The sequence below is a fragment of the Corynebacterium sp. HMSC074C01 genome, assembly GCF_001814605.1.
Classification (GTDB): domain Bacteria; phylum Actinomycetota; class Actinomycetes; order Mycobacteriales; family Mycobacteriaceae; genus Corynebacterium.
The window spans coordinates 116,028-138,135 of record NZ_KV817260.1 but is presented as its reverse complement, the minus strand read 5'-3'; the positions used below and the strand labels follow the sequence as shown (position 1 = coordinate 138,135).

Below are 22,108 nucleotides of genomic sequence, written 5' to 3'. Positions count from 1 at the left end.
TCCAGCTCCAATCAAGTGTCGTGCGAATATAGAGGTATCAAGCTTCTAGTCTAGAGAAGCACTATGACCGTCAACGAACAAGGACGCTTATGAGTTCCCAACCTTCCTCCCAGCCTGCTGTACACCGCGCGCTCAACAAGGCCATGCGCGAGGCCGTGGATTTCATCCACGCCGAAGGCTGGGATGCACCTCCTACCCTTTTTGCTCTCGTCCCTACTGAGCTGGTGGCCGCCCAACTTGGGGACGTCGATGACTCCTCTCCCCTCACCCTCGTGGTGCAAGAGTTGCCGGAAGGCATCGAACCGGGCTCGGAACACCTCGCGGATTACGTCTCGCGGCTAGCATGGCCGCGAGAGATCGCCGGCGTCATCCTGGCACAGGAGATCATGTTCAAGGACACCTCGGACGCCGCGCTTGGCGACGCCCGCCCCGCCCGCCTCTTCTCCGGAGTCCTGCGGGCCACCGCCCTGGACGGCAGCTCCACAGCCGATGCGGAGAGTTTCGACGACGATGGCGCCGAGCTCACACTTTTGCAGTTACGTCCCACCGAGGAAGAGCTGGCGGAGGCCGGCCCCTTCGCGGAAGACGATATCCAACTGCGTGGCGGGCCGAATGTGGCGCCTGGGGTCATCGCTGCGCTGTGCTACGGGTTGGAGCAAGATCCGGAGGAAATGCTCTAATCGACTAAACTCAGACTGCAGTGGCCATTAGCGCTCAGCTCTCGGGGCTGGGCACGCAATTGATAGAGGAGTCTCTCGTGCGCTTGACATCCCGCTTCACCACCGCAGCTTCGGCCGTGCTTGCCACCGGCTGCCTGCTCTCCGCATGTGGGAAGGACGATGCCCCCTCCCCTGAACCAGCGCCTGCGAGCGAAGCAACGACCGCCGCCGCGGAGAAGACCAGCGCCCCGGCCCCGGCAACCTCCGCTGAGGAATCCGAGACGACTACTCCCGCCACCTCCGAGTCTGCAGACAGCTCGGAGGCGGAGGATGAATCCTCAACCCGCAGCTACGCCGACCGCAAAGACAAAGACAAGGACGCCAGCGAGTCCGCGGAGCCCAGCGGCAAGTTCACCGACTCTGTGGAGCAGGCTTATAAGATCTTCGGTGGCCTCGTGCCGGAAGAGATCTTCGCGCAGTTCGACCGCTGCGATCCCAATGGCGTGACGGATTCTTTCAACTGCTCCGGCTCCGAGGTGGGACAGTTCCAGTTCTTCAAGTCCAAGACCAAGGCTTCCCAGACCACCCAGGTGCTCACCGAGCTGCGCAGCTCCCGCGTCATCGAGGACAGCGGCAACCGCGTCGTGGGCTGGTCCATGCTGGGCAACACGGCCATCCTCACCGTCGTTGACAACGATGAGGGCCTCATCATGCAGCAGATGATCTCCACGGATCAGGACGATCCGGAGGAGCGCCTCAAGGAGCTTGGCTTGGTGTAAGGTCTAACCTTCGCAGGTCTCGACGGGCTTGCCCTCCGCAAAGTCCTGCATGGCCTCGATGGCATCGTCCAGCGTGTGGACCTTGGCCACCACCATGTCCCCAGTATCGCGGCTGACCGCCTCCGCGCAGTTGTCGGCTGGGGCGAGGAATAGTTCGGCGCCCGCTTCCTGCGCTGCGTGGACCTTGTGGACGATACCGCCAATGGGGCCGACTTCGCCGTCCTCACCAATAGTGCCGGTGCCGGCGACAAACCGGCCGCCGGTGAGATCCTCACTAGAGAGCTTGTCAATCACCGCCAAGGTAAACATCATGCCAGCCGAGGGGCCGCCGATGTCCTGCAGGTTGTAATCCACCGTGATGTCTTCGGTGGGCACCGAGGTCATAAGGATGCCTAGCAGGGCCACGTCCTCCTGCTCGGGGTGAGAGCCGAGGGTGACCCGGACAGTCTTTTCCTCGCCCTTGCGAATAATCCCCAGCTTCACTTCATCACCGGGCTTAAGAGCGCGGATCTTCTCCTGTACCTGGCCAGGCTCCGTGACCTTGTCGCCGTTGACGGCGGTGATGATGTCGGCGTCGTCAAGCGCGCCCGCTGCGGGGCCGTCGTCGAGCACCTGTGCTACCTCGATACGCACGGGCTTGTGCAGGTAGTTCATGGCGGCGACGGTGGCCGCTGACTCAGACTGGGTAAAAGCCTGTTGATTGGCTTCCTGAACTTCCTCATCCGTCTTGCCTTGCGGGATGACGCTGTCGATGGGGACGATGGTGTCATCGGTGAAAAGCCACCGCCCCAAAGCTTGAGCCAACGTCATATTGGTGCGCACGGAGACCGTCGTCATGTTGAGATGCCCCTGCGGCTGGAACGTTTCTGGGGCCTCGACGTTGACCACCGGTTCTCCCTCCACTTCACCCAAGGTGTCCACGGTCGGACCTGGTCCTTCGGCGGCGTACGGCACCGACAGGGTGATGTCGGTACCGGGGATGTGGTCAACGCTGAGCAGGGCTCCCGTCAACACCACCGGAATGGCTCCCCACGTCAGGGTGGACAGGCGGCGAGTTCGGGGGTTCTGCGAAGATTTCACGGAGGATCAGCCTACAGCCTCGTGATGCTTGTTCGCTCTCAGCGTTGCCGTGGTCCTAGAATCCGCGCTAGGAAACCTAGTAGATTAGGCCCCATGAGCAACGGATTCGGTTTTTCCTTCCCCAATAACGACGATGACGATGATAACGATCGTCGCGACCAGAACCCGTTCGGCGCCTTCGGCTTCAGCGCGGGCAACGGTGGCCTAGGAGACCTATTGAATCAGTTCGGCCAGATGCTGTCCGGCATGGGCTCCTCCATGAATTCCCCGGAGGGTTCCGGCCCGGTCAACTATGACTTGGCCAAGCGCATCGCGCACCAGCAGATCTCCGGCGATAAAGAGGTCAGCGAGCAGGACCGCACCGCCGTGCAAGAAGCCGTGAGGCTGGCGGAACTGTGGCTGGATGATGCCACGATTCTCCCCACCGCATCCGGCACCGTCACTGCCTGGAATTCCGCGCAGTGGCTGGATTCGACCCTGCCGATGTGGCAGCGCATGGTCACCCCGGTGGCGGAGCACATGAACTCCGCGCAGCTGGAATCCTTGCCGGAGGAGGCCCGCGAGATGATGGGCCCGATGACTTCGATGATGAACTCGATGTCCGGCATGAACTTCGGTATGAAGCTGGGCCACGCCCTAGGTGATCTGGCTGCGCAGGCATTGACCGGTTCTGATTTCGGCTTGCCGGTCTCCCCAGCAAGCACCACCGCACTCTTGCCGCACAATATTCAGGCCATCGCGCGTGATCTCAACGTTCCGGGCCAGGAGGTGCTCGTCTACATCGGCGCCCGTGAAGCCGCCCGCCAGCGCCTGTTCAAGCATGTGCCGTGGTTGGTCGAGCGCCTCGTCTCCTCCGTTGAGGAATACGCCATGGGCTTGGTTATCGATACCTCCCATATCGAGGAGGCTACCCGCGAGCTCAACCTGGAATCCGGTGACCCTGAGGCCATCCAGGACGCGATGAGCAAGCTACAGGGCATGGACCTGTCCCCGCGGATCACCTCCCGCAACGCAGTCGCGGCTTCTCGTCTGGAAACCCTCTTAGCACTCGTTGAGGGCTGGGTTGAACACGTGGTGACCGAGGCCCTGGGAGAGCGCATCCCGTCTACGAAGGCAATGACCGAGGCGTGGGCGCACCGCCGCTCCACTGGCGGCTCCGCAGAGAAGGCCTTCTCCCAGGTCGTCGGCATCGAGCTCAATGCCCCGAAGGTGGAGGCCGCCGCTGAACTCTGGCGCCGCGCCACCGTCGCGGTGGGCGCCGACAAACGTGACTCCGCCTGGGACCACCCGGATCTTCTGCCCACGGCCGAGCACCTGGAGAACCCTGCGTCCTTCATCGACGGTTTGCTCGATGACACCCCTGATGAGGGCTTTGAAGCCGAGTTCTCCAAGCTGGAGGAGATGCTCCGCCAGCAGGATGCCGGGGGCGATGCCAGCGATAACACCGGCGACAGCGCTGGCGAGGACACAGACGCCGACGGCGACGACAATAAAGAGGACAAGCCGGGCGAAGAGAACTAGCGGAAACGCTGGTAAGCCTCGAGGTATCCTTTCGCGCGCTCGGCTTTGGGCGCGCGGTCAGCCCACTCCCAGAAGTCCGGACCATGACCCGGGATGAAGGTGTGCGTTAACTCGTGGATGATGACCGCGTCGAGGACGTAGTCGGGAACATCCTGCAGCCGGTCAGAAATCCGAATATCGCCCGTTGAGGTAGTGCAGCTACCCCAGCGGGATTTTTGGTTACTCACCCACCGGATGGAACCCACCGTGGCGCGGCCCTCCAAAAAGCGGGCATTCAGTGTGCGGGCGCGGTCGGCCAGGGAATCGTCGGAAAGCTGCGAAGAGGTGTGCTTTTGCGCACCTTCGCCACGATGCCATCCACCGCTTCGCGCTCTTCCGCCGCTGACATCCACGCGGGGATGCGCACCTCCAGAACACCGTCGACCACGCGGGCTTGGACGGTGCGACGGCGCCGTGCCGAACGGATGACACGTACCTCGGGATTGCTCGACATGACAGGGCATTCTACCTGTGGTGCAATGGTGTCTACACACACCTGGGGTGGGGCACAACGGGGAGGACAGTCTTGAGTGCACAGACGTACATGCTGGCGCCGGAAACCACGATTCTTAAGCGCGAACCTGGAATGCTCCAGTGCGGGATGGATGCCACGCGCGTCGGCGTGTTTGAAGCCCACCCGCAGCTGGCGGGCTTGCTCAACAGGCTGCGCACGCCGCTGACCCGACAAACTATTGAAAAGTCCATTGAGAATACGGGCATGAGCCCCTCAGCTGCCCGCAGCTTGGTGGAGGATCTGATTAGCTACCGAGTTTTGTGGCCGGCGCCCCGGCCGCAGCGTGTGGCTGTGCTGGGGACCTCCGCCCTGGCCAATGAGCTGCGCGACGTCCTGCTTGGTGATTCCTTCCAACCACGCTCTCCTCTCCACAGCGAAACCCCTGCCGAGTACATCGCAAACGTGGCCGGGCACCTGCCTATCGTGGCTGTCGACATGCTGGATGGCGCCACGGAATGGGCACAAGCCCTGCGCAATTCCCCAGCCACCTGGTTGCCGGTATCTATGATCGATGCCCGCGGCATCATCGGACCAGTTCGCATCGACGGGGCTGGCCCCTGCCCGCTGTGCGCGCATCTGCACCGCATCGAATCAGACGAGCTATGGCACGAGGTGGCCCACCGCGCCGCGACAGTGGAAGCGCCGGGCGACCCCATCGTGCGCACTGCGATAGTGATGCATGCAGTGGTGATTATTCGCCGGCTCTTGGGAAGGCCGGCCCCGCCAGGAGCGCCCGGTGGCAAGCCGCTCGCCGGCGAACTCACGGAGATAGACCTCTACGGCCTAGAGCAACGGAGGCTTCTCATGGAACATCCTCGCTGCACGTACTGCGCTGCTTCTTAGTTCCTCTTAGCCGCGGGAAGAAGCAATGATCTGCAGAACCTCCGCGCCATAGCGCTCCAGCTTGGAGGGGCCCACCCCGGAGATATCCAGCAGCTCCGCCTCGTTGGCTGGAAGAGCCTCCGAAATCGCTTGCAGGGTGGCATCAGAAAAGACGACGTAGGCAGGAACCTGAGAGTCCTTCGCCACCGACGCCCGCCACGCGCGCAGCGCGTTGAAGACATCCTCATCACCCTCATACTCGCACCACTCGTGGCGGCCGAGGACCTTCTCTGCCGGGCTGCTGAGCTGCCCCGAGCACACTCGGCAACGGCGCGGGCGATAGCGACGGTTCGAGGACTGGCTTTCCTCGATTCCCGGGACCACGCCGTCCAGGAAGCGGGTTCGCTCACGTGAGGCCCGCGAACCAGTGGTCTTAGCCAGCGCCCACGACAAGGCTAGGTGCTCGCGTGCACGGGTAATACCCACGTAAAAGAGGCGGCGCTCCTCCTCCACGTGTTCATCGCCGGCTTTGATGGCGTGGTTAATGGGCAGGAGTTTTTCGGTGAGACCTACGAGGAACACCGCATCCCACTCCAGGCCCTTGGCAGCGTGAATGGTAGCGAGGGTCACGCCCTCCATCGTGGGGTTGTGCTTGTTTTCGGAGCGGCGGTGCAGCTCTCCTAGCACGCCAGGCAGGTCTATCCCCTCGTGGTCCTCCACGATCTGCGCGATGAGGTCCACCAAGGCCGTGAGCGACTGCCAGCGCTCGCGGGCCTGCGCACCCTGCGGTTCCGTGGCGGACAGCCCCAGCTCCACGAAGGCCGCACGTGCCACAGCCACCGGATCATTCGGCAAATCATCGCGGCGCGTGGCAGCGATGAGCACGCGGATGGCCTCTAAAATCTCTGGGCGGCGGAAGAAGCCTTCGCCACCGCGGACTTGGTAAACCACTCCAGCGTCAGCAAGCGCCTGCTCAAACTGCTCTGATTGCGCGTTGATGCGGTAAAGAATTGCGATTTCGGAAGCCTTCACTCCCTGGTTCAGCAGGGTCAGAACCTGGCCCGCGACCTCCTTGGCCTCAATCTCCTCAGACTCATAGGCCTTAAACGTGGGCTCGGGTCCAGGCTCGCGCATGCCCTGCAACTCCAGGCGGGTCCCCGCCGCGCGGCCCGTGGCCTTCGAGATGACCTCGTTAGCCAGGTCCGTCACTTGCGGGGTGGAGCGGTAGTCTCGCTGCAGCTTGACCACGGTGGCCTGCGGGTAGGTGCGGGAAAAATTCAGCAGATACTCCGGGGAAGCACCGTTGAAGGAATAGATGGTCTGGTTGGCATCGCCCACGACCGTCAGGTCATCGCGCTCCCCCAACCAGGCCTCCAGTACTCGCTGCTGCAAGGGGGTGACGTCTTGATACTCGTCCACCACAAAGGTTCGGTACTGCTCACGGAAGACCTCCGCCACCGCAGGCACGTTCTCGATGGCGCCGGCGATGTGCATGAGCAAGTCATCAAAATCGAGGTACATGAGATCCGGGGTGGCCTTCATGTCCTCATAGCGGCGGAAGACCTCCGCCACCTTGGCCGGATCCCCCGGCGCCTCGCGGTCCGTGGATTCGATGACACCGGGATAGCCCTCGGGGCTAATCAGTGAAGACTTTGCCCATTCGATTTCCCCCAGGAAATCACGAATCGTGTCCTTGTTGTTGTCCAGGCCAAGCGAGCGGACCGCGCGGCCGACCAGGCTGAACTTGTTGTCTATGAGCTGCCAGGGCAGATCCCCAGCAACCTGCGGCCAAAAGTACTTCAACTGCCGGCGCGCTGCGGCGTGAAAGGTTTGGGCTTGTACTCCCCCAACGCCCATCTGGTTGAGCCGCTCGCGCATTTCACTCGCGGCGCGAGAGGTGAAGGTGACGGCCAGAACGCGCTGCGGGTTGACGAAACCCTGGTCCACCATGTGAGCGATGCGATAGGTAATCGTGCGGGTCTTACCCGTTCCGGCACCCGCCAGGATGCAGACTGGGCCGCGCGGCGCCGTGGCTGCGGCTCGCTGGTCTTCATCGAGCAGGGACAGATCCGGTCTCATCACCGTGGAACCACTCCATAATCATCGTGTGTGCAATTGAACCCTTGCGGGCAATAGTCAGTTCTGGCAGCTCAGCGCGGGACACCCACCGCACTTCTGCGAGCTCTTCGTCAGTATCGCACACGGGCTGGACATCCTCCGTGACCGCGGAAAAGCCCACCATCAAAGAGCCACTAGGCGGCCAGGGCTGCGAGCCCCAATAGGAAACTGACTCAACGCGACGACCGGTTTCCTCCAGTGCCTCGCGGATCATCGCTTCTTCAAGGGTCTCGCCGGGATCGACATAGCCGGCGATGAGTGAAAAGAATCCTGGACGGTGACGGTTGCGAGCCAGCAGGATACGGTCCGACTCCGCGTGGTGAATGATGCCGATGACGGCGGGATCCAAGCGGGGAAAGACGAGGCGTTCGCCATCGTGTCCCACGGCCCCGGGCGCAGGGTAGGACAGCTCCCGCCCAGTGCGTGGATCAAAGCGCGCTTCCCGACGGTTACGGATCAGATGCAGGGCTTTGAGAATGTCGCGCTGACCGTTAAAGAAGGTGGCATCGCGCAGTGTACCGAGCCGCTCGGCGGCCTCGGACTCCACCAGGAAAGCGTGAATATCCCCGGCCGCAACCACGATCTCCCCCGTCGGCTTAGCCAGAAAGACCGGCTGGCCTTGTGGCGATACCGGGACAAGGCCAGTCTCGGTGACGGGCAGGAACATTAGTTGCCTTCATCCTCGTCTTCATCGGTATCTTCCGCAGCCTGCTGCATCTCATGCTTGATATAGAGCAGGCGGTCACCAGGCTTGAGTGCATACGCGTCTGCCGTATCGACACGGTGTAGCTCGTTGTTGCGCAGAACCGCCAGAACAATGTCGGCGAGGTGACGTGGATTGGAGCCCACTTCGAATTCGCGCACCGCACGCTCGGCCACGGAAAAGCCCTCGTTCGGCGAGAGGAGGTCCTCCATCATCTCCACCACCGTCGGTGTCACGGTGGCTAGGCCCAGGAGACGTCCGGCGGTCTCTGCGGAGGTGACCACCGAATCGGCACCGGATTGGAGGAGTAGGTGGCGGTTCTCGGATTCACGCACGGAAGCGACCACCTTGGCCTTGGGGTTGAGCTCGCGCACGGACAAGGTACACAGCACCGCGGTATCGTCCGTGGACGGAGTCACCACCACCGACGAGGCGTGCTGCGCGCCGGCGATGCGCAGCACGTCTTGCTTGGTTCCGGAGCCGTAAATGGTGACGAGGCCGTGGTGCTCGGCGCTGGCTAGGGCCGCGCGGTTGTTGTCAACAACCACGATTTGGGAGGCGGGAACGTCATCGGCGATGAGGGCGGCGACCGCACCAGCGCCCTTAGTGCCATAGCCGATGACAACGGTGTGGTTACGCAATTGCTTTCTCCAATTCTGGATTTCAAAGGTGCGGCGGGCTCGATCCGTCAGAACCGACAAGGTAGCACCGACCAACAAAACAAGGAAGAGCAGGCGGGCCGGGGTAACGATAATGAGGTTGATGAAGCGCGCGGTGGGGGTGACGGGAACGATATCGCCATAGCCCACAGTGGTCAACGACACCGCTGAATAGTAGGCGGCATCGAGGAAGGACAGGTCTTCGCTGTAGCCATCACCGTCGAAAAAGACGATGATGGTGACAAAGACCATCAGCCCCATAGCCCAGATAACTCGGCGCGCCAGTTGCTTCCACGGGCTGGTGCTCGCGGTACGCGGAATCGTGATGACGTCAAGCAGCGCATGGTCAGGCTGCGAGGTCAGCTCTACCTGCGACAAGAAACGCGACGTAATGCGTTTGCCTAAGTGCTTGGGCACGAAGCGCCAACCTCCCTAGATGATGCGGATTTCCTCGTGAGACTACCTTAGACTCAACCCTGGTGACGTGGAAACTGCAGAGCTTAAAAGCTCAGCCAACCGTGGCCCGGTGGGCAAGTCCTCCGGCTCCAAAAGATAGTTCTCATGCACGTAGAAGAAAGCCGCGCGGACAGTCTCCACGCCATGGATGCGCCGCCATGCCTCCGCGTAGACGGCGAGCTGAATCTGCGCCGAGTACAGAGCAGCACCCTGGGGGCGGCGGCCAGTCTTCCAGTCCACGATGAGCCACGAGCCATCCGGCTGTTGGAATACCGCATCCATGCGGCCGCGGACGACGGAATCGCCAATGGTGATCTCGAAAGGGGCCTCTACGAAAGCCGGCGTGCGCTGTGCCCACTCCGAATCTAGGAAGGACTCCTTGAGGGACTCCAAGTCGTGGTCCGGTTCATCATGAGAACCGGGCAGCTCATCCTCCCCCAGCAAGGCAGGCGCGCCGAAACGATCCTCCAGCCACGCGTGGAAAGCAGTGCCGCGCTTGGCGTAGGAATTAGGTTTGAAGGGGATGGGGCGGCGCTGGCGGCGTGCGAATTGGGTGGGGTCTGCCGACATGGCCACCATGTCAGAGGCCGTCAGCTCGCCGGGTAGTTCTACATCGACCACCGGGGCCTGCAGCGCTTTGTGCTCTTCAATGAGCGCGCTCGCCTCTTGTTCCCAGAGACCGAAGACTTCGCCATCGCGCAGCGGAGGGAGGTTCTCCATTGCCGCGCGTACCGCCTCTGCTGCCTGCAGCGCTTCCGACTGCGGGTTCAAAGAAGGGAAAGAGGCCTCAACTGCACCTCCTTCCTCCTCTTCCACAGGGATGTCGGGGATATCCCAATGGACAATCAGCTCCGGATGCTTATCCGCTAATAACTGCAGGTAGGAATAGGGGCCCTTCTTGCTCTTTCCCTTGAGTCTATTCGTGCCGGAACCAGTCACCGTCAGCGTGGACTCGGTGCGGGTCATGGCCACGTAGAAAAGACGCGCCGCTTCCTCTGCTTGGAACTCGCGGTTCTGTTCTTTGAAAGCCGTGCACGCCTTATCAAAGTCAGAGCGCGTCACCGCATCCTCGGGCACATCGATGACGTCCTCGTCACCTGGGGCCTTTTCGATCTTGGTCAGGAAGGTCTCCGCCTGCGCCTTGTAGCTCGAGGAATCCGCATGCGCCACGCAGACGTGTTCCCATTCCAAGCCCTTGGCCTTGTGCACCGTCATGATCTGCACGCGGTTGCGCACAAGCGGGACCTCTCCCAGCTCGAGCCCGTCTTCCTTCTCCTTAGCCAACTCAAGATAGTCCAAAAGGCCAGCCAAGCCATCACCGTGGAAGCCCGCGACAAAGTCGGCGAAGGCGTCGAGGTGCGTTGCCCCGCCCGGCTTGCCTGAGGCGAGGACTTCGGTGCGCAAGCCGAAGAGAAGCTCAATATCGGCCACGATGTCGTTGAGAGTCTTGCCCAAAGAATAGGTACGGAGGTAGCGCAGCTTAGAGGAGACCTCCTCCATGCGCTCCAAGCCTTCGGTGCTGTAGCGATCGCGTTCGCCGAGGTCTGCGAGGGCGTCGGCAAGCCCCAGCACCTGGTCCGGCCCCTCCGCGGTAATCTCCTCAACCTGGGCGGCTAGGTGCGCCAGGGGATCACCGCCTTCCCACCGCGTGCGGCCTTCGGTGGCGCCGGCGAGATTACGCTGACGCGAATGCAGCGCCTGGATATCGGCGATGCCCAGACCGCACATCGGTCCGGTCAGCACACGCAGCGCCGCGGCGGTGTCTTGTGGACGCACCAAAAGCGTGGCTACCGCCACAAGATCTTGGATCTCCGGCTGCCAGAGAAGTCCACCGAGGCCGAAGATCTCGTTGGGCACACCGACCTCATCCAAGGCAGCGGCGATCAACGGCGATTGCTTATTGGTGCGCACGAGTACGGCGGCATTGAAATCCTCGCCTTCCGGCGTGGACTCATAAAGCTGGCGGAGATGCTCAGCGATGAAAGCGCGCTCCTCGTCCTCAGAAGCGAAATAGCCCAGCTCTACCTTGCCGGCCGGCGCCGTGGGCTTGGGCGACAGCTCATCTACTGGGCGCTCGCCGGGGCTTGAGGAGAAGAGCTTCGACGCCACGTCATTAGCCAAGCTGAGTACCGTCGAGGGATTACGCCAGGAGGTGGTGAGTTGGTCCTTCGGGGCCGGGGTGCCGTCCGGCTGCGGAAAGTCTGTGACAAAAGCTTCCAGGTTTTCCGCCGTCGCGCCACGCCAGCCATAGATGGACTGCATGGGGTCACCCACCGCAGTAACTGATAGACCCTCACGCTCGCCACCGAAGAGCGAGCGCAGCAAGATGCGCTGCGCATGGGAGGTGTCTTGGTACTCATCCAACATGATGACGCGGTAACGCGCGCTTTGTTGCTCACCTAAGAGCGGGAAGTTCTTGGCCAGCGTGGCGGCGATGGACATCTGCTCACCGAAGGTGATGACCCCGCGCTCCGCTTGTTCCTTCTTGAGAGCTTCCACCAAGGGCAGGTACTCCAGGCGCAGGCGTTGGGTATCCAGGTATTTCTGCAAGTCCTTGCCGAACTCGCCTTTGGTCCTCTTGCTCTTTTCTAGGTCCTCAGCGGTCTTGCGGAAGATGTCCTCGTGCTCATAGAGATCCTGCGGATTCTTAAGCTCTCCGTCCATCGTTTCCGCGAGCTTGAGCAAGGTAGCGGTGACCGTGGCCACCGCATTATCTGTGCTGAGCGAACCCGAGTAATTGCTGACCACCTCGTGGGCGATGGCATAGCGTTCCGCCTCGGTGATGATGCGGGCATTCGGCTCGACCGGCATGAGCAGGCCATACTCGCGGACAAGATCGCCCGCATAAGAGTCATAGGTGGACACGTTTGGCGCGATATTTTCCACTGCTTCTGCCGCTGGGCTGCCCGGGGCAAGGATTCCAGAGGAACGCAGGGTTAGCAGCTGGCGGCGGATGCGCTGCTCTAGTTGCTGGGCTGCCTTGCGGGTAAAGGTTAGGCCAAGGACTTGCTCAGGCCGCACGAGCCCATTGGCCACGAGCGATACAACACGCGAGGCCATCGTCTCCGTCTTACCAGCGCCTGCGCCGGCCACGACGAGCTTCGGTCCAAGCGGGCCATCAATAACGGCGGCCTGTTCCGGGGTGGGCGGAAAGGGCTTGCCCAGCGCGGCAGCCAGCTCCTCAGGGCTGAAGTGTTGAGCGGGATTCTTAGGCATCGGTCACCAGACCTCCTTCATTCATCACAGGGCAGATAGAGCGGATCGGACAGCGATCACAATCAGCGTTTTCACGTGCGGTCAGGTCCGGACCACGCAGCTCAGCCACGAGTGCGGGCAGCGACTGCGCAAATTCTTCGAGCTCTTCAGGAGGCTTGGTGGCTTGCTCCCGGGTGGACACGGCGGCAGTACTGGAGCGCGGATACACCAGAACACCTCCGCCACGCGGCAGGCCATCACCGGTCCGGATAGACACAGCCTGCGACTCGCCGCCAGGTTCCGCGGGTGCTGTAACAAGCGCGCCGTGTGCTAGCGCCAACTGATATGTCATGAGCTGGGTATTGTCTTGGGCGCGGGCCGCCGACGGGACTTTTGTCCCCGTCTTGAGATCCACCACGACATAGTCTTCCCCGGCCTTCGCCAACCGGTCAATGAACCCGCGAATGGTGACATCGGAGCCGATGTCCACGTTGACGGGGACCTCAACGCCAACGGGTTCAAGTGATGTAGAGCTCGAGAGCACCCAACTATGAGTGCGGTCGATAAGGCGCTCAAAGTCCACACGCTCAGCCTCGCGATGCCACGCTGGCCCCTCCACAAGCGCATCGAAGGCATCGAGCACAAGCCGCTTCGCAGGCTCGGCGGCAGCACCGCGCCCCAGCGCTTCCAAAAAAGCATGCGCCAAATTACCACGTAGCAGGTTGATGTTCGCAGAATCATCCTCCACGAGCTGCCCGAGCACCGCGTTGAGCGGACACGTGAGCAAGGCATCGACCCGGGATGGCGACACCGTGCTCGAACCACGCAGCGGCAATTCCGAAGCCACGCCGCGCGCGGCCCACCACTGATCCGGATGCGCCCCAGGGACCCCAGCCTCCGCCAAACGGGCCAACTGCCGGACCGCCTGGGAACGTTCCGCCTCATTGGTCTCCGGATCAGTTGCACAACGGCGCAGTTGCGCCACGAACGCGGGCACCGAGAGTACGGAGACATCGAGAGGATCGAGCTCTTCCTCCCCACTAGCAGCACTGGGCAGCGTCACCGGATTCGGCTCCGGCACCTCGAGGCCCAACTCACGTGGCCAGGCCTGGCGTGCGAGGCGCTTGCCCGCCTCCCGGCGCGCTTGTGCGCCGGGAACATCAACGCCGCGAGCGGAAAGGAACTCGTCGATGAAACGCGAGGGTTCTTCCACGACATCGCTCTCCGGTGAGTCCACCGCCACGATGAGCAGCCGTTGCCGGTGACGGGTAGTGGCCACGTGGAAGAGACGGCGCTCCTCCGCCAAGCGCCCCGACACGTGGCTGACTGGGGTGCCGGGAGTGATGCCGCGATCCAGCACATCGATGAGATCTTCTTGCCCAAAAAGAGAGCCGGTCTCCCCTACCGAGGGCCATGTTCCTTCCTGAACGCCCGCCACGATGACGGTGTCCCACTCGCGCCCCACTGCGCCGTGCGCGGTGAGGATTTCTACTGCATTGGGCAAGGCCGAGCGGCGATCCCGCACGCCGGTGGGCAGTTCTTGCTCCGTGATGTGCAGAATGAAGGACTCCAACGACGCCGCCGGACGACGCTCGGCGTAATCGCCGGCGGCGTCGAACAAGGCCATCATCGCGTCCAAGTCACGGTCCGCCTGCGAACCCGCGGCACCGCCGCGCAGGGCTGCTGCCTGTAGGCGTGTATCCAAACCGGTGGCTTGCCACACTTCCCACAGGACTTCCTCAACAGCAGCGCCTTGCTGCAAGGCCGCGCGCCCGGCAGACAGCACCCCGCGAATACGCGCCAAAATCGCTTCCTCGCGCTCGGTGAGGAGGTTATTGAAGTCCGGCAACTCACCGTCCAGCAACTCCCGCAGTGTATTCATTCCGCGCTGCTCCGGCTTCCAACGGCGCAGGCCGCGGATGAGCCTCCGCAGAGTCACCGGATCAGCGCCGCCCACGGGACCTGTAATCAGGTCCTCGAGCTCCACGGGCTCAAGCTCATTTTCCAGAGCACGCAAAGCCAGAAGTACTGCTTTGACCAAGCGCTGCTCAGCGAGCACCACGTCCGTGGGGTTGATGTGCACCGGCACGCCAGCAGAAAGCAGCGTGCGACGGGCAGATCCAATATCCCCGGTAGAGCGCACGATCACTGCGATATCACGCCAGTCCACGCCGTCTTCTAAGTGCCGGCGGCGAACCGTATTGGCCAGGACATCACGCAAGGTGCCGCGGGAATCCACGACGCTCACGCACGCCGGGGACGGCCTGCGGTACGTAGAACTTAGGCGAAGTTCGTTCTCTGCTTTCCAGGTGGTGAGGAAATCTGAATTAGCACCGCGGAAGGCAAAGACCGCTTGGTCGGGGTCACCACCAATCACGGTGAGGCGTGCGGTCTTCGCCAGCTCCGCGATCAGCTGGCCGGAGGTCGGGTCCAGCAACTGCGCGTCATCGACCACGATGGTGTGCCACGGGTGCTCGCGCAACAGCTCCGGGCGCAAAAGCACCTGGCTGACCAATTCCGCAGCGGAATAGGAATGCGAACCCGCCAGCGCCTGAGTGCGCTCATATTCGCGCAGGAAATCTCCGGCAGCCACCCACATGGGGCGGCCGTAGCGCTCCCCCAGCTCTTCCAGGTCTGTCGGGCCCAGGCCACGTTCGATGGCGCGCAGCAACAAGTCACGCAGTTGGCGCGCAAAGCCCACGTACTCCAGGGCCGGGCGCATCTCCTCTGGCCACGCGCCCCGGCGATCGGCCGCATGGCCCTGTAGCAGTTCACGGATCACTGCATCCTGTTCCGCACCGGTGATGAGACGCAGCTCCTCCTCGCTGCTTTGGCGCAGCAGCGCAAAAGCCAATGAGTGCACCGAGCGCACCATCGAAGTCTGTGCGGCATAGTCATCAAGGTTCTCTGCCAATTCCCGGCGCAGCAGCGAACCGGATTCCTTGGATGGGGCAACAACAAGGATGCCGGAGGCATCGGCTCCAGCATTCAGCTGTGCCAAGACAACGTCGATCAGCAGGCTTGACACCCCTGACCCCGCCGCACCAAGCACCCGCCAGGTACCTTGCTGCGGCAAAGGAACATCCCATTCGCGCGACGTGGCGCGGCGGCTACGGGGAATGAGGCGGACTTCCGGTGAGGGAGGAAGCGTGACGCCGGTACGTGTGGGGGATTCGCTGCTGTACTTCACGCCCTATAGTGTGTCAGATGCCGCGGACACGAGGGCCTCTTCCACCCTCTCTATATTCGAACGCACGGTCGCTTTAGAGCGCGGGTGCAGGGTATTGACGTAACGGCGGTACGCCACCGCGCGCAAGAGCAGCTGCCGCATACCGGGAACCGCCGCAAAGCGGGCACAAATATCATCATCCACCACCCCTGCGATGAGGCCATCCACCATGACCAGCGCGGCGGACCAGCCAACCGGGCGCGGTGCCGCGGAAGGAACGATATCAGTCAGCGCCGGCGGGTTCGCCCCAGAAAAAACCGTGGTGCCCAGCACGTCCATGTGGGCGGTGACAAGTGGGAGCTGCGCAAGCTCAGCATCGGAATAGGCCTCGCCGCTCTCCTCCCACGCTGCCCGTTCTGCCCGTGCAAACACATCATCGCGCCGATCAACCGTCGGCAACGGCGCCAACTCGAGCGCTTCATCGAGGCGTAGCGCCATCTGCACCGTTTCATCGATGCGCCCCCGCAACTGCCCCTCCACAAATTGTGTGGCCTTCCATCCGGCAGCAGTGTAGCGACCATCCGCAGTCAGCACTGGCCGGGCAATACGCGCTCCCGGCAGGCTGAGTTTCTCGCGAACCTTGGCGGACCAGCCAGTCCACGGCCGCGCCTCGGCGAAGACAATATCGCCCACGCGGATCCCGCTATCCCACGCAGGACCCACGAGCTCACCCTGTGTTCGGCGCGGGTGAAACTCGGCGTTGAAAGCGGCAAGAACGGGCTCAGGTGGCAATGGCATGGGGAAACAATCCTTAAATTGTGGGCGACCTACTCGGGCTTAGCGTGATCAGAATTAGCCGGGTTCGGGTAGGGCCACGGGTTCGGCTCGCACGTGACATCCTCGTCCGGATAAACCTCGTTGGGTTCCTTCTCAAAAAGCTGGGCGTTGTTCAAGCTCAGCGTTTGCTGCATCATGACCGGCGCGAGTTTACCGTCCCCGCCGCAAGCCTGATGCGCTGCAAAACCGATAGCGTGGCCAAACTCATGGTTGATCAGGTACTGGCGGTAATTGCCCAAGTCTCCTTCAAAGGGCGTCGCGCCACGCACCCACCGAGACTCGTTGAGGTTGACCGCGGACTCCCCCGTAATGGTCGTGTGGCAGGAGGTTTCTGATTCCAACTGCGCGCCGCACAACTTCGCCGTGGTTCCCAATGATGTCAGACGGATGTGCGTATCGGGGTTGTCATCGGCTTTGACGTGGATGAATTCAAAGTCTCCGTTGGCCGTCCACCCGCGAGGGTCGGCCAGGGTGGCGTCGACAAGCGCAACGACAGCACCGTCCCCACCATATGCGGAGGTGTCGATGCCGTTTTCAATCTCAACGGAAAAGCGGATGGTTTGCTTCCCGCCCTTGCCCGCGTGCATGGTGGACGGCCCTGCATCGCGGTAGGTTTCCTCACCTTGCTCGGTGAAGTCACCGCCTGCAGGCAAACCATCCTTGGCGGCGGCGACCGCGCTGGCGTTGGCAGGGTCAGGCCCCTTACGCGAGGAGGCGGATGCGGCGGTGCTGCTTGCCGACGTCTCCCCTGCCGCCGTCACCTCCGCATCTTGGGCGGGCGAGCGGAAAACATCAACCAGTACCCACACAGTGATGACGACCATGACGGGGATCGCCACCACACGCCACCAGCCGTACTCACGAGCGAAGCGCTCCACCGCTGAGGCGGGGTGTGGGTGCTGCTTAAAATCCGCGGGATTCTCCATGGCCATTTAGGCTACCCGCTGAGCCAGCGCGCGCGTACTTAGCCCGCAAATCCGACGGTGTGCGCGCGTGCAGTGCCGATCTCTACGTAAACGACTCGCTCAGTGCGCACGATGTAAGAGCGGCCCTTAGTGTCCTTCAATTCGAGGGTGGAGTTGTCTGCCAAGGCGTTGTTGATGGTCTGGGTCAGTTCTTCGCGCTCACCATCCGCGTGAATAACCAGCTCGCGGGCGGTATCGACAAAACCAAACTTGATATCCATGTGGTGCATCTCCCTTAAATCGTGTTCTTTAATCGGTGCCGTGAGAACTGCGCCCCGGCGCTCTAATGGCCCCACTATAGCCACGTCCTCTACTATCAAGGTGTGCTTGCCCCGAAATCTTCCCGCGATTCCCGCGAATCCCCTACCTTTGCCGAACTCGGCGTCGCTGTAGAGATCTGCGATGCCCTCGCTGACAACGGGATTACGCACACCTTTGCCATCCAGGAGCTCACGCTGCCCATTGCCTTGAATGGCCAGGACCTCATCGGTCAAGCGCGCACCGGCATGGGCAAGACCTATGGCTTCGGTGTCCCGCTGCTGGATCGCGTTTTCGATGACGCCGACATTCCGGAGCTCGATGGGACTCCCCGCGCACTGGTCATTGCACCAACGCGCGAGCTAGCCATCCAGGTCAGCGGGGATCTGGAGCTCGCCGCCGCGAACCTTCCGCTCAGCGTGGTCACCCTGTGTGGTGGGCGCCCCTACGAAGAGCAGATCACACAGATTGAATCGGGTGCGGACGTTGTCGTCGGCACCCCGGGCCGCCTGCTCGATCTCTGCCAGAAGAAGCATCTCTCCTTCGACCACGTCAGCGTTCTAGTTCTGGATGAGGCCGACGAGATGCTGGACTTGGGCTTCTTGCCGGATATCGAGAAGATCCTCTCGCTCCTGCACGGCAACCCGCACCAGACCATGCTCTTTTCCGCCACCATGCCTGGGCCCATCGTGACCTTGGCACGTACCTTCCTGGAAAAGCCGGTCCACATCCGCGCCGAGTCTGGTGACGCCCAGCACACCCATTCCTCCACGCGCAAGGTCACCTTCCAGGCACACCGTATGGACAAGATCGCGGTCTTGGGAAAGGTCCTGCAGGCAGAAGGCCGCGGGCGCACCATCATCTTCACGCGGACGAAACGCTCAGCCGCTGCCGTCGCGGACGAGCTAGCACAGCGCGGCTTTCGCGTGGGCGCGGTCCACGGCGATTTGGACCAAAAAGCACGCGAACGCTCGCTCAATGCCTTCCGGGAAGGCACCGTGGAGATTCTCGTGGCCACGGACGTCGCCGCTCGCGGCATCGACATTGAGGATGTCACCCACGTCATCAACTACCAGGTACCCGATGATCCGATGACTTTTGTCCACCGCATCGGACGAACTGGCCGCGCGGGGCACACGGGCACGGCCATCACTCTCGTCGGCTACGACGAGCTGGGCAAATGGCAAGTCATCAACGATGATCTTGATTTGGGCCAGCCAGAGCCACCGCAGTGGTTCAGCACCTCCCCGGAGCTTGCGGAAGCCCTCGATATCCCAGAGGCGGTTGCTGACACCGTCGGCCCACCCACAAAAGTGCTGGGTGCACCGCGGCGCTCGAACTCACGTGGGGAGTCGTCGCGTGGAGGCTCACCACGTTCCTCCACGGCATCTGCCCGCGCCTCGCGCCGCACCCGTTCCCGCACGCGCAAGCCCCGCCAAGGAGGACGCCGATGAGCACCGAGCAGGGCCCGGAATCCGCGAAGAAGCAAAGCCCCGGGAAGAAGGCTCCCATTTTGCGTTCCACCAAGGCAGACTGGCTTGCTGTGGGTACAATCAGCGCGGTCTGTGCCATTGCTATTGGCGGCGCGGTGATTACGGCACCGATCCACAAGTCGGAGCTTACTCCCGCTGTCGATACCGCGTCTGATGCCGAGACTCAGACTCTCGAGTCCGTCCCCAACTCCCTCACTGAATCCTTCAGCCTCCCCAACACTGTGGTGCCGGGCCAGTCCCGCGCGATATCCACGAAGGGGCTGCTGATAACCCATGACGGTGATACCCTCCGCGCTTCGGATGCCTCTGGCGATACGGTCTGGACCTACCAGCGCCGCGATGCCGACCTCTGTTCGCTCGGCACGGCGTGGAACAAGATCGTGGCCACCTATGATGTGGGAAATGGCTGCGGCGATGTGGTAGCCATCGATGCGGTATCCGGCCAGTACTCCGATACCCGCAGCGCCCGCAATTCCGAGCAGGTGGTCCCTATTGTGTCGAATGACCGCGTGGGCACCGTTTCCGCCGAGCGCGTAGAACTATGGCGCTCTGACCTAGTACGCACCGTTGAATATGGCGATGTCGAAGCCAAACAAGAACCGAACCTCCAACCCCACGAGGATTGCGCCATCACCTCAGCGCTGACCCGCACCGAAACGATGGCGGTGACCGAATCCTGTCCGGATTCTCTAGACTCCACGTGGCTGCGCATCCAAAACGCCACTCCAGAGGATGCGCGTTCGCCGGAAATCTCCAAGGATATCGAGATTAATAACCCAGGCGCGCGTCTCATTGCCTATGGTCAGGAGGCCGCTGCGGTCTTCCTGCCGGGCGATGTGCCACGTATCGTCTCCTATGACTTTGAGGGCAAAGCGCTCTCCTCCACGGACGTGGAGCCTTCAAAGGCCATCACGAATTCCGCTTCCCCCTTCGCCCCCGCGGTCGCTGATCTGCCCCACCACATGACGTGGTTCGACGGTGAGCGTCTTTATCTCTTTAGCCCAACCGAGCTCAAAGTGGACCACGTTCTGGAGCAGGCAGTCGGCACCGGCATCGCCGTCGGCGAGCGGCTATTAGTGCCCACGGAGGAAGGAATCGACGTGGTGGACTGGGCTACTGGAAAGACCGAGCGCAGCATTCCTATTGACCGTGACGGCTATACCGGTCCAATTTCGCTAACTCTTGCGGGCACGGCCATCACCGAGCAGCGTGGAAACACCGCCGTGGCGCTCACTGCCTCTTAACTTCTTAGTTGTTTAAGAAGCAGCTCACCTAGAAGTGGCTTTCAGCCCATTGCGCCGCCTCGGGTCGCATCATGAGCAGGTAAAGTACCACCGCTGCGCTGGCCAGCGTCACGGCGCCGAGCGCTGCGGAGCCTCCGCTGAACATCTGGAAGGCGATGGCACCCAAAATAAATTCCACGAGCACGATAGCTCCGCGGCCCCAGCGCTTGCCCTTAACGAAGGCCCACGAGGCAAGGATGACAAAGCCGAACACGATAAAGACGAAGATAGCCGTACCTAGGCCGACGAAGCCCGCCGCCCCAGAATCGGAAACCATAGAGTCATTTTCAGCACCCGTTAGCTCACGAACAACGAGGAAAATTCCGAAGATAATAACCGCGATGGACTGGAGCACGGCAATGCCGGCAGCCGCTATCACCGCCCCCGGGGCGCGGCCTCCGGTTGTGCGGGCAGGCGTGGTCGAGGACTGTTTCTGCTTCTTATTCACGGGTATCTAGTCTACGTCTCTATTCCACGCTTAGGCCTACTCCACGCCAGTGCTTCACGCGCCCACAGATATCCCCTTTCCGAATACAACGTCACCAGGCTCAGCTTGAGCTACCTGCCTTCCACGTTTCGGGGGCAGAGGAAGCAATCCGGATTTGACGCGATCCAGGTCACCACACTCACCCCATTTCCCCCATCACCGCAGGTTGAGACGTTACTGACAGGGTTCTTACAGGACCCAATCCATAACAAATGTATGAATTGACGGAATTTATTTAGTGACTTTGGACACTTTTTGACCTCTACCCCTAGCGGAGTTTGAGTAAACGTGTCATTATTCTCAGGTAGCAAAAACAACGAGCTGTTAAATCAGTTCTTAACTCGGAGAAACCTCCAAGTTAACCGCAAGTGAACCACGGCGGCGGCGACGCTGGCCCTAACTCGAGACAGGGCCCCACTGACCGCAGACCAGTTCACTTAAACCCCCGGAGCACTCGGAACAGTTCACAGCTGTGGACTGCCCTTGGTGCGCCTGCTTTCACTCACTGCTGTCAAAAATTTGTTAGGAGATTTCAATCATGGATTGGCGCCACGAAGCTGTTTGCCGCGACGAAGACCCGGAGCTTTTCTTCCCTGTCGGCAATTCCGGCCCTGCACTCACCCAGATCGCTAAGGCCAAGCTGGTCTGCAACCGCTGCCCGGTTGCTTCTTCCTGCCTCAAGTGGGCCCTCGAGTCCGGACAGGATGCCGGTGTGTGGGGCGGCCTCTCTGAAGAGGAGCGTCGCGCTATCAAGCGCCGCAACCGCAGCCGCGGCCGTGCCCGCGTCTCTGCTTAAAGAGTCCTCAAAAACTGCACCCCCGATTAACACCCCGGCATACCCTGCCGCTACAGTTGAATAAGTTCATTTACCCTTAACAGAAGGAGTACGCGATGAGCAAGCGTGGCCGTAAGCGCAAGGATCGCCGTAAGAAGTCCGCTAACCACGGCAAGCGTCCTAACGCATAACGTCAGCAATCAATTAGGGCTCGTTTCCCTCTTCATTCAGAGGACGGGAACGAGCCCTTTGCTTATACGCCGAGGCCTATCTAACTTGGCCTAGGCGTTAATGTG

The 22,108-nt window shown here is 61.8% G+C and carries 18 protein-coding genes and 1 pseudogene; 8 read left to right on the top strand and 11 right to left on the bottom strand.

Annotation, left to right across the window (positions count from 1 at the left end):
* Positions 1-89: 89 nt before the first annotated feature.
* Both HMPREF2978_RS02275 and HMPREF2978_RS02270 read left to right on the top strand, forming a co-directional pair.
* Entirely contained in the window at positions 90-680 is a 591-nt protein-coding gene (locus HMPREF2978_RS02275) for a PPA1309 family protein (RefSeq protein WP_070743899.1), read from the top strand.
* A gap of 77 nt (positions 681-757) precedes the next feature.
* Positions 758-1,438 carry a beta-N-acetylglucosaminidase gene (locus tag HMPREF2978_RS02270; RefSeq protein ID WP_070743897.1) on the top strand — a complete coding sequence of 227 codons (681 nt, stop codon included), beginning with the start codon at positions 758-760 and terminating at the stop codon, positions 1,436-1,438.
* A gap of 3 nt (positions 1,439-1,441) precedes the next feature.
* On the opposite strand, the gene HMPREF2978_RS02265 is transcribed toward HMPREF2978_RS02270, so the two are convergent.
* Positions 1,442-2,518 (bottom strand): YlbL family protein, encoded by a 1,077-nt coding sequence (locus HMPREF2978_RS02265; RefSeq protein WP_070517854.1) that lies wholly within the window; start codon positions 2,516-2,518, stop codon positions 1,442-1,444.
* Positions 2,519-2,611: 93 nt separating this feature from the next.
* Between HMPREF2978_RS02265 and HMPREF2978_RS02260 the strand changes: the two genes are divergently transcribed.
* Positions 2,612-4,039, top strand: a complete 1,428-nt coding sequence (locus tag HMPREF2978_RS02260; protein WP_070743895.1) for a zinc-dependent metalloprotease — start codon at positions 2,612-2,614, stop codon at positions 4,037-4,039.
* Here the strand turns inward: HMPREF2978_RS02260 and HMPREF2978_RS02255 are convergent.
* Positions 4,036-4,532 (bottom strand): annotated as a pseudogene (locus HMPREF2978_RS02255) (M48 family metallopeptidase). The gene HMPREF2978_RS02260 and the pseudogene HMPREF2978_RS02255 overlap by 4 nt on opposite strands.
* 72 nt (positions 4,533-4,604) lie before the next feature.
* Between HMPREF2978_RS02255 and HMPREF2978_RS02250 the strand changes: the two are divergent.
* Positions 4,605-5,435 (top strand): hypothetical protein, encoded by an 831-nt coding sequence (locus HMPREF2978_RS02250; RefSeq protein WP_070446114.1) that lies wholly within the window; start codon positions 4,605-4,607, stop codon positions 5,433-5,435.
* 6 nt (positions 5,436-5,441) lie between these two features.
* On the opposite strand, the gene HMPREF2978_RS02245 is transcribed toward HMPREF2978_RS02250, so the two are convergent.
* The 8 genes from HMPREF2978_RS02245 to HMPREF2978_RS02210 are packed head-to-tail and all read right to left on the bottom strand — an operon-like array spanning position 5,442 to position 17,737.
* Positions 5,442-7,493: an ATP-dependent DNA helicase UvrD2 gene (locus tag HMPREF2978_RS02245; RefSeq protein WP_201829624.1), complete on the bottom strand. Its 2,052-nt coding sequence runs from the start codon at positions 7,491-7,493 to the stop codon at positions 5,442-5,444.
* Entirely contained in the window at positions 7,465-8,199 is a 735-nt protein-coding gene (locus HMPREF2978_RS02240) for an NAD(+) diphosphatase (RefSeq protein WP_070719628.1), read from the bottom strand. Before HMPREF2978_RS02240 ends, HMPREF2978_RS02245 begins: the two co-directional genes overlap by 29 nt.
* Complete coding sequence (locus HMPREF2978_RS02235) at positions 8,199-9,311, bottom strand: potassium channel family protein (protein WP_070446120.1); 1,113 nt, start codon at positions 9,309-9,311, stop codon at positions 8,199-8,201. Before HMPREF2978_RS02235 ends, HMPREF2978_RS02240 begins: the two co-directional genes overlap by 1 nt.
* A 42-nt stretch (positions 9,312-9,353) precedes the next feature.
* Complete coding sequence (locus HMPREF2978_RS02230) at positions 9,354-12,566, bottom strand: ATP-dependent helicase (RefSeq protein WP_070743894.1); 3,213 nt, start codon at positions 12,564-12,566, stop codon at positions 9,354-9,356.
* Positions 12,559-15,735: an ATP-dependent helicase gene (locus tag HMPREF2978_RS02225; RefSeq protein ID WP_371326354.1), complete on the bottom strand. Its 3,177-nt coding sequence runs from the start codon at positions 15,733-15,735 to the stop codon at positions 12,559-12,561. The genes HMPREF2978_RS02230 and HMPREF2978_RS02225 overlap by 8 nt, the downstream gene beginning before the upstream one ends.
* A gap of 3 nt (positions 15,736-15,738) precedes the next feature.
* Positions 15,739-16,512 (bottom strand): hypothetical protein, encoded by a 774-nt coding sequence (locus HMPREF2978_RS02220; RefSeq protein WP_070743890.1) that lies wholly within the window; start codon positions 16,510-16,512, stop codon positions 15,739-15,741.
* A 29-nt stretch (positions 16,513-16,541) separates the two neighbouring features.
* Entirely contained in the window at positions 16,542-17,483 is a 942-nt protein-coding gene (locus HMPREF2978_RS02215; RefSeq protein ID WP_070526200.1) for a DUF3152 domain-containing protein, read from the bottom strand.
* 32 nt (positions 17,484-17,515) lie between these two features.
* Positions 17,516-17,737 (bottom strand): DUF3107 domain-containing protein, encoded by a 222-nt coding sequence (locus HMPREF2978_RS02210; protein ID WP_070743909.1) that lies wholly within the window; start codon positions 17,735-17,737, stop codon positions 17,516-17,518.
* A 102-nt stretch (positions 17,738-17,839) separates the two neighbouring features.
* Between HMPREF2978_RS02210 and HMPREF2978_RS02205 the strand changes: the two genes are divergently transcribed.
* Entirely contained in the window at positions 17,840-19,228 is a 1,389-nt protein-coding gene (locus HMPREF2978_RS02205; RefSeq protein ID WP_070526202.1) for a DEAD/DEAH box helicase, read from the top strand.
* On the top strand, positions 19,225-20,511 hold the full coding sequence (locus tag HMPREF2978_RS02200; RefSeq protein ID WP_070743888.1) for an Rv3212 family protein: 1,287 nt from the start codon (positions 19,225-19,227) through the stop codon (positions 20,509-20,511). The genes HMPREF2978_RS02205 and HMPREF2978_RS02200 overlap by 4 nt, the downstream gene beginning before the upstream one ends.
* A gap of 28 nt (positions 20,512-20,539) precedes the next feature.
* Here the strand turns inward: HMPREF2978_RS02200 and HMPREF2978_RS02195 are convergent, their stop codons facing one another.
* Positions 20,540-20,998, bottom strand: coding sequence for a hypothetical protein (locus HMPREF2978_RS02195; RefSeq protein ID WP_070526206.1), 459 nt, complete (start codon positions 20,996-20,998; stop codon positions 20,540-20,542).
* 577 nt (positions 20,999-21,575) lie between these two features.
* On the opposite strand from HMPREF2978_RS02195, the gene HMPREF2978_RS02190 reads away from it, so the two are divergent.
* The gene (locus HMPREF2978_RS02190) at positions 21,576-21,833 is read left to right on the top strand and encodes a WhiB family transcriptional regulator (RefSeq protein WP_010189168.1); all 258 of its coding nucleotides are present in this window, start codon (positions 21,576-21,578) and stop codon (positions 21,831-21,833) included.
* A 95-nt stretch (positions 21,834-21,928) separates the two neighbouring features.
* The gene (locus HMPREF2978_RS13535; protein ID WP_012714902.1) at positions 21,929-22,003 is read left to right on the top strand and encodes a 50S ribosomal protein bL37; all 75 of its coding nucleotides are present in this window, start codon (positions 21,929-21,931) and stop codon (positions 22,001-22,003) included.
* The last annotated feature ends 105 nt before the right edge of the window (positions 22,004-22,108 follow it).

Coding starts and splice junctions, on each gene's coding strand:
- HMPREF2978_RS02210 (WP_070743909.1), bottom strand. CDS start 17,737: ATGGATATCAAGTTTGGTTTTGTCGATACCGCCCGCGAGCTGGTTATT.
- HMPREF2978_RS02220 (WP_070743890.1), bottom strand. CDS start 16,512: ATGCCATTGCCACCTGAGCCCGTTCTTGCCGCTTTCAACGCCGAGTTT.
- HMPREF2978_RS02200 (WP_070743888.1), top strand. CDS start 19,225: ATGAGCACCGAGCAGGGCCCGGAATCCGCGAAGAAGCAAAGCCCCGGG.
- HMPREF2978_RS02245 (WP_201829624.1), bottom strand. CDS start 7,493: ATGAGACCGGATCTGTCCCTGCTCGATGAAGACCAGCGAGCCGCAGCC.
- HMPREF2978_RS02260 (WP_070743895.1), top strand. CDS start 2,612: ATGAGCAACGGATTCGGTTTTTCCTTCCCCAATAACGACGATGACGAT.
- HMPREF2978_RS02240 (WP_070719628.1), bottom strand. CDS start 8,199: ATGTTCCTGCCCGTCACCGAGACTGGCCTTGTCCCGGTATCGCCACAA.
- HMPREF2978_RS02215 (WP_070526200.1), bottom strand. CDS start 17,483: ATGGCCATGGAGAATCCCGCGGATTTTAAGCAGCACCCACACCCCGCC.
- HMPREF2978_RS02190 (WP_010189168.1), top strand. CDS start 21,576: ATGGATTGGCGCCACGAAGCTGTTTGCCGCGACGAAGACCCGGAGCTT.
- HMPREF2978_RS02275 (WP_070743899.1), top strand. CDS start 90: ATGAGTTCCCAACCTTCCTCCCAGCCTGCTGTACACCGCGCGCTCAAC.
- HMPREF2978_RS02230 (WP_070743894.1), bottom strand. CDS start 12,566: ATGCCTAAGAATCCCGCTCAACACTTCAGCCCTGAGGAGCTGGCTGCC.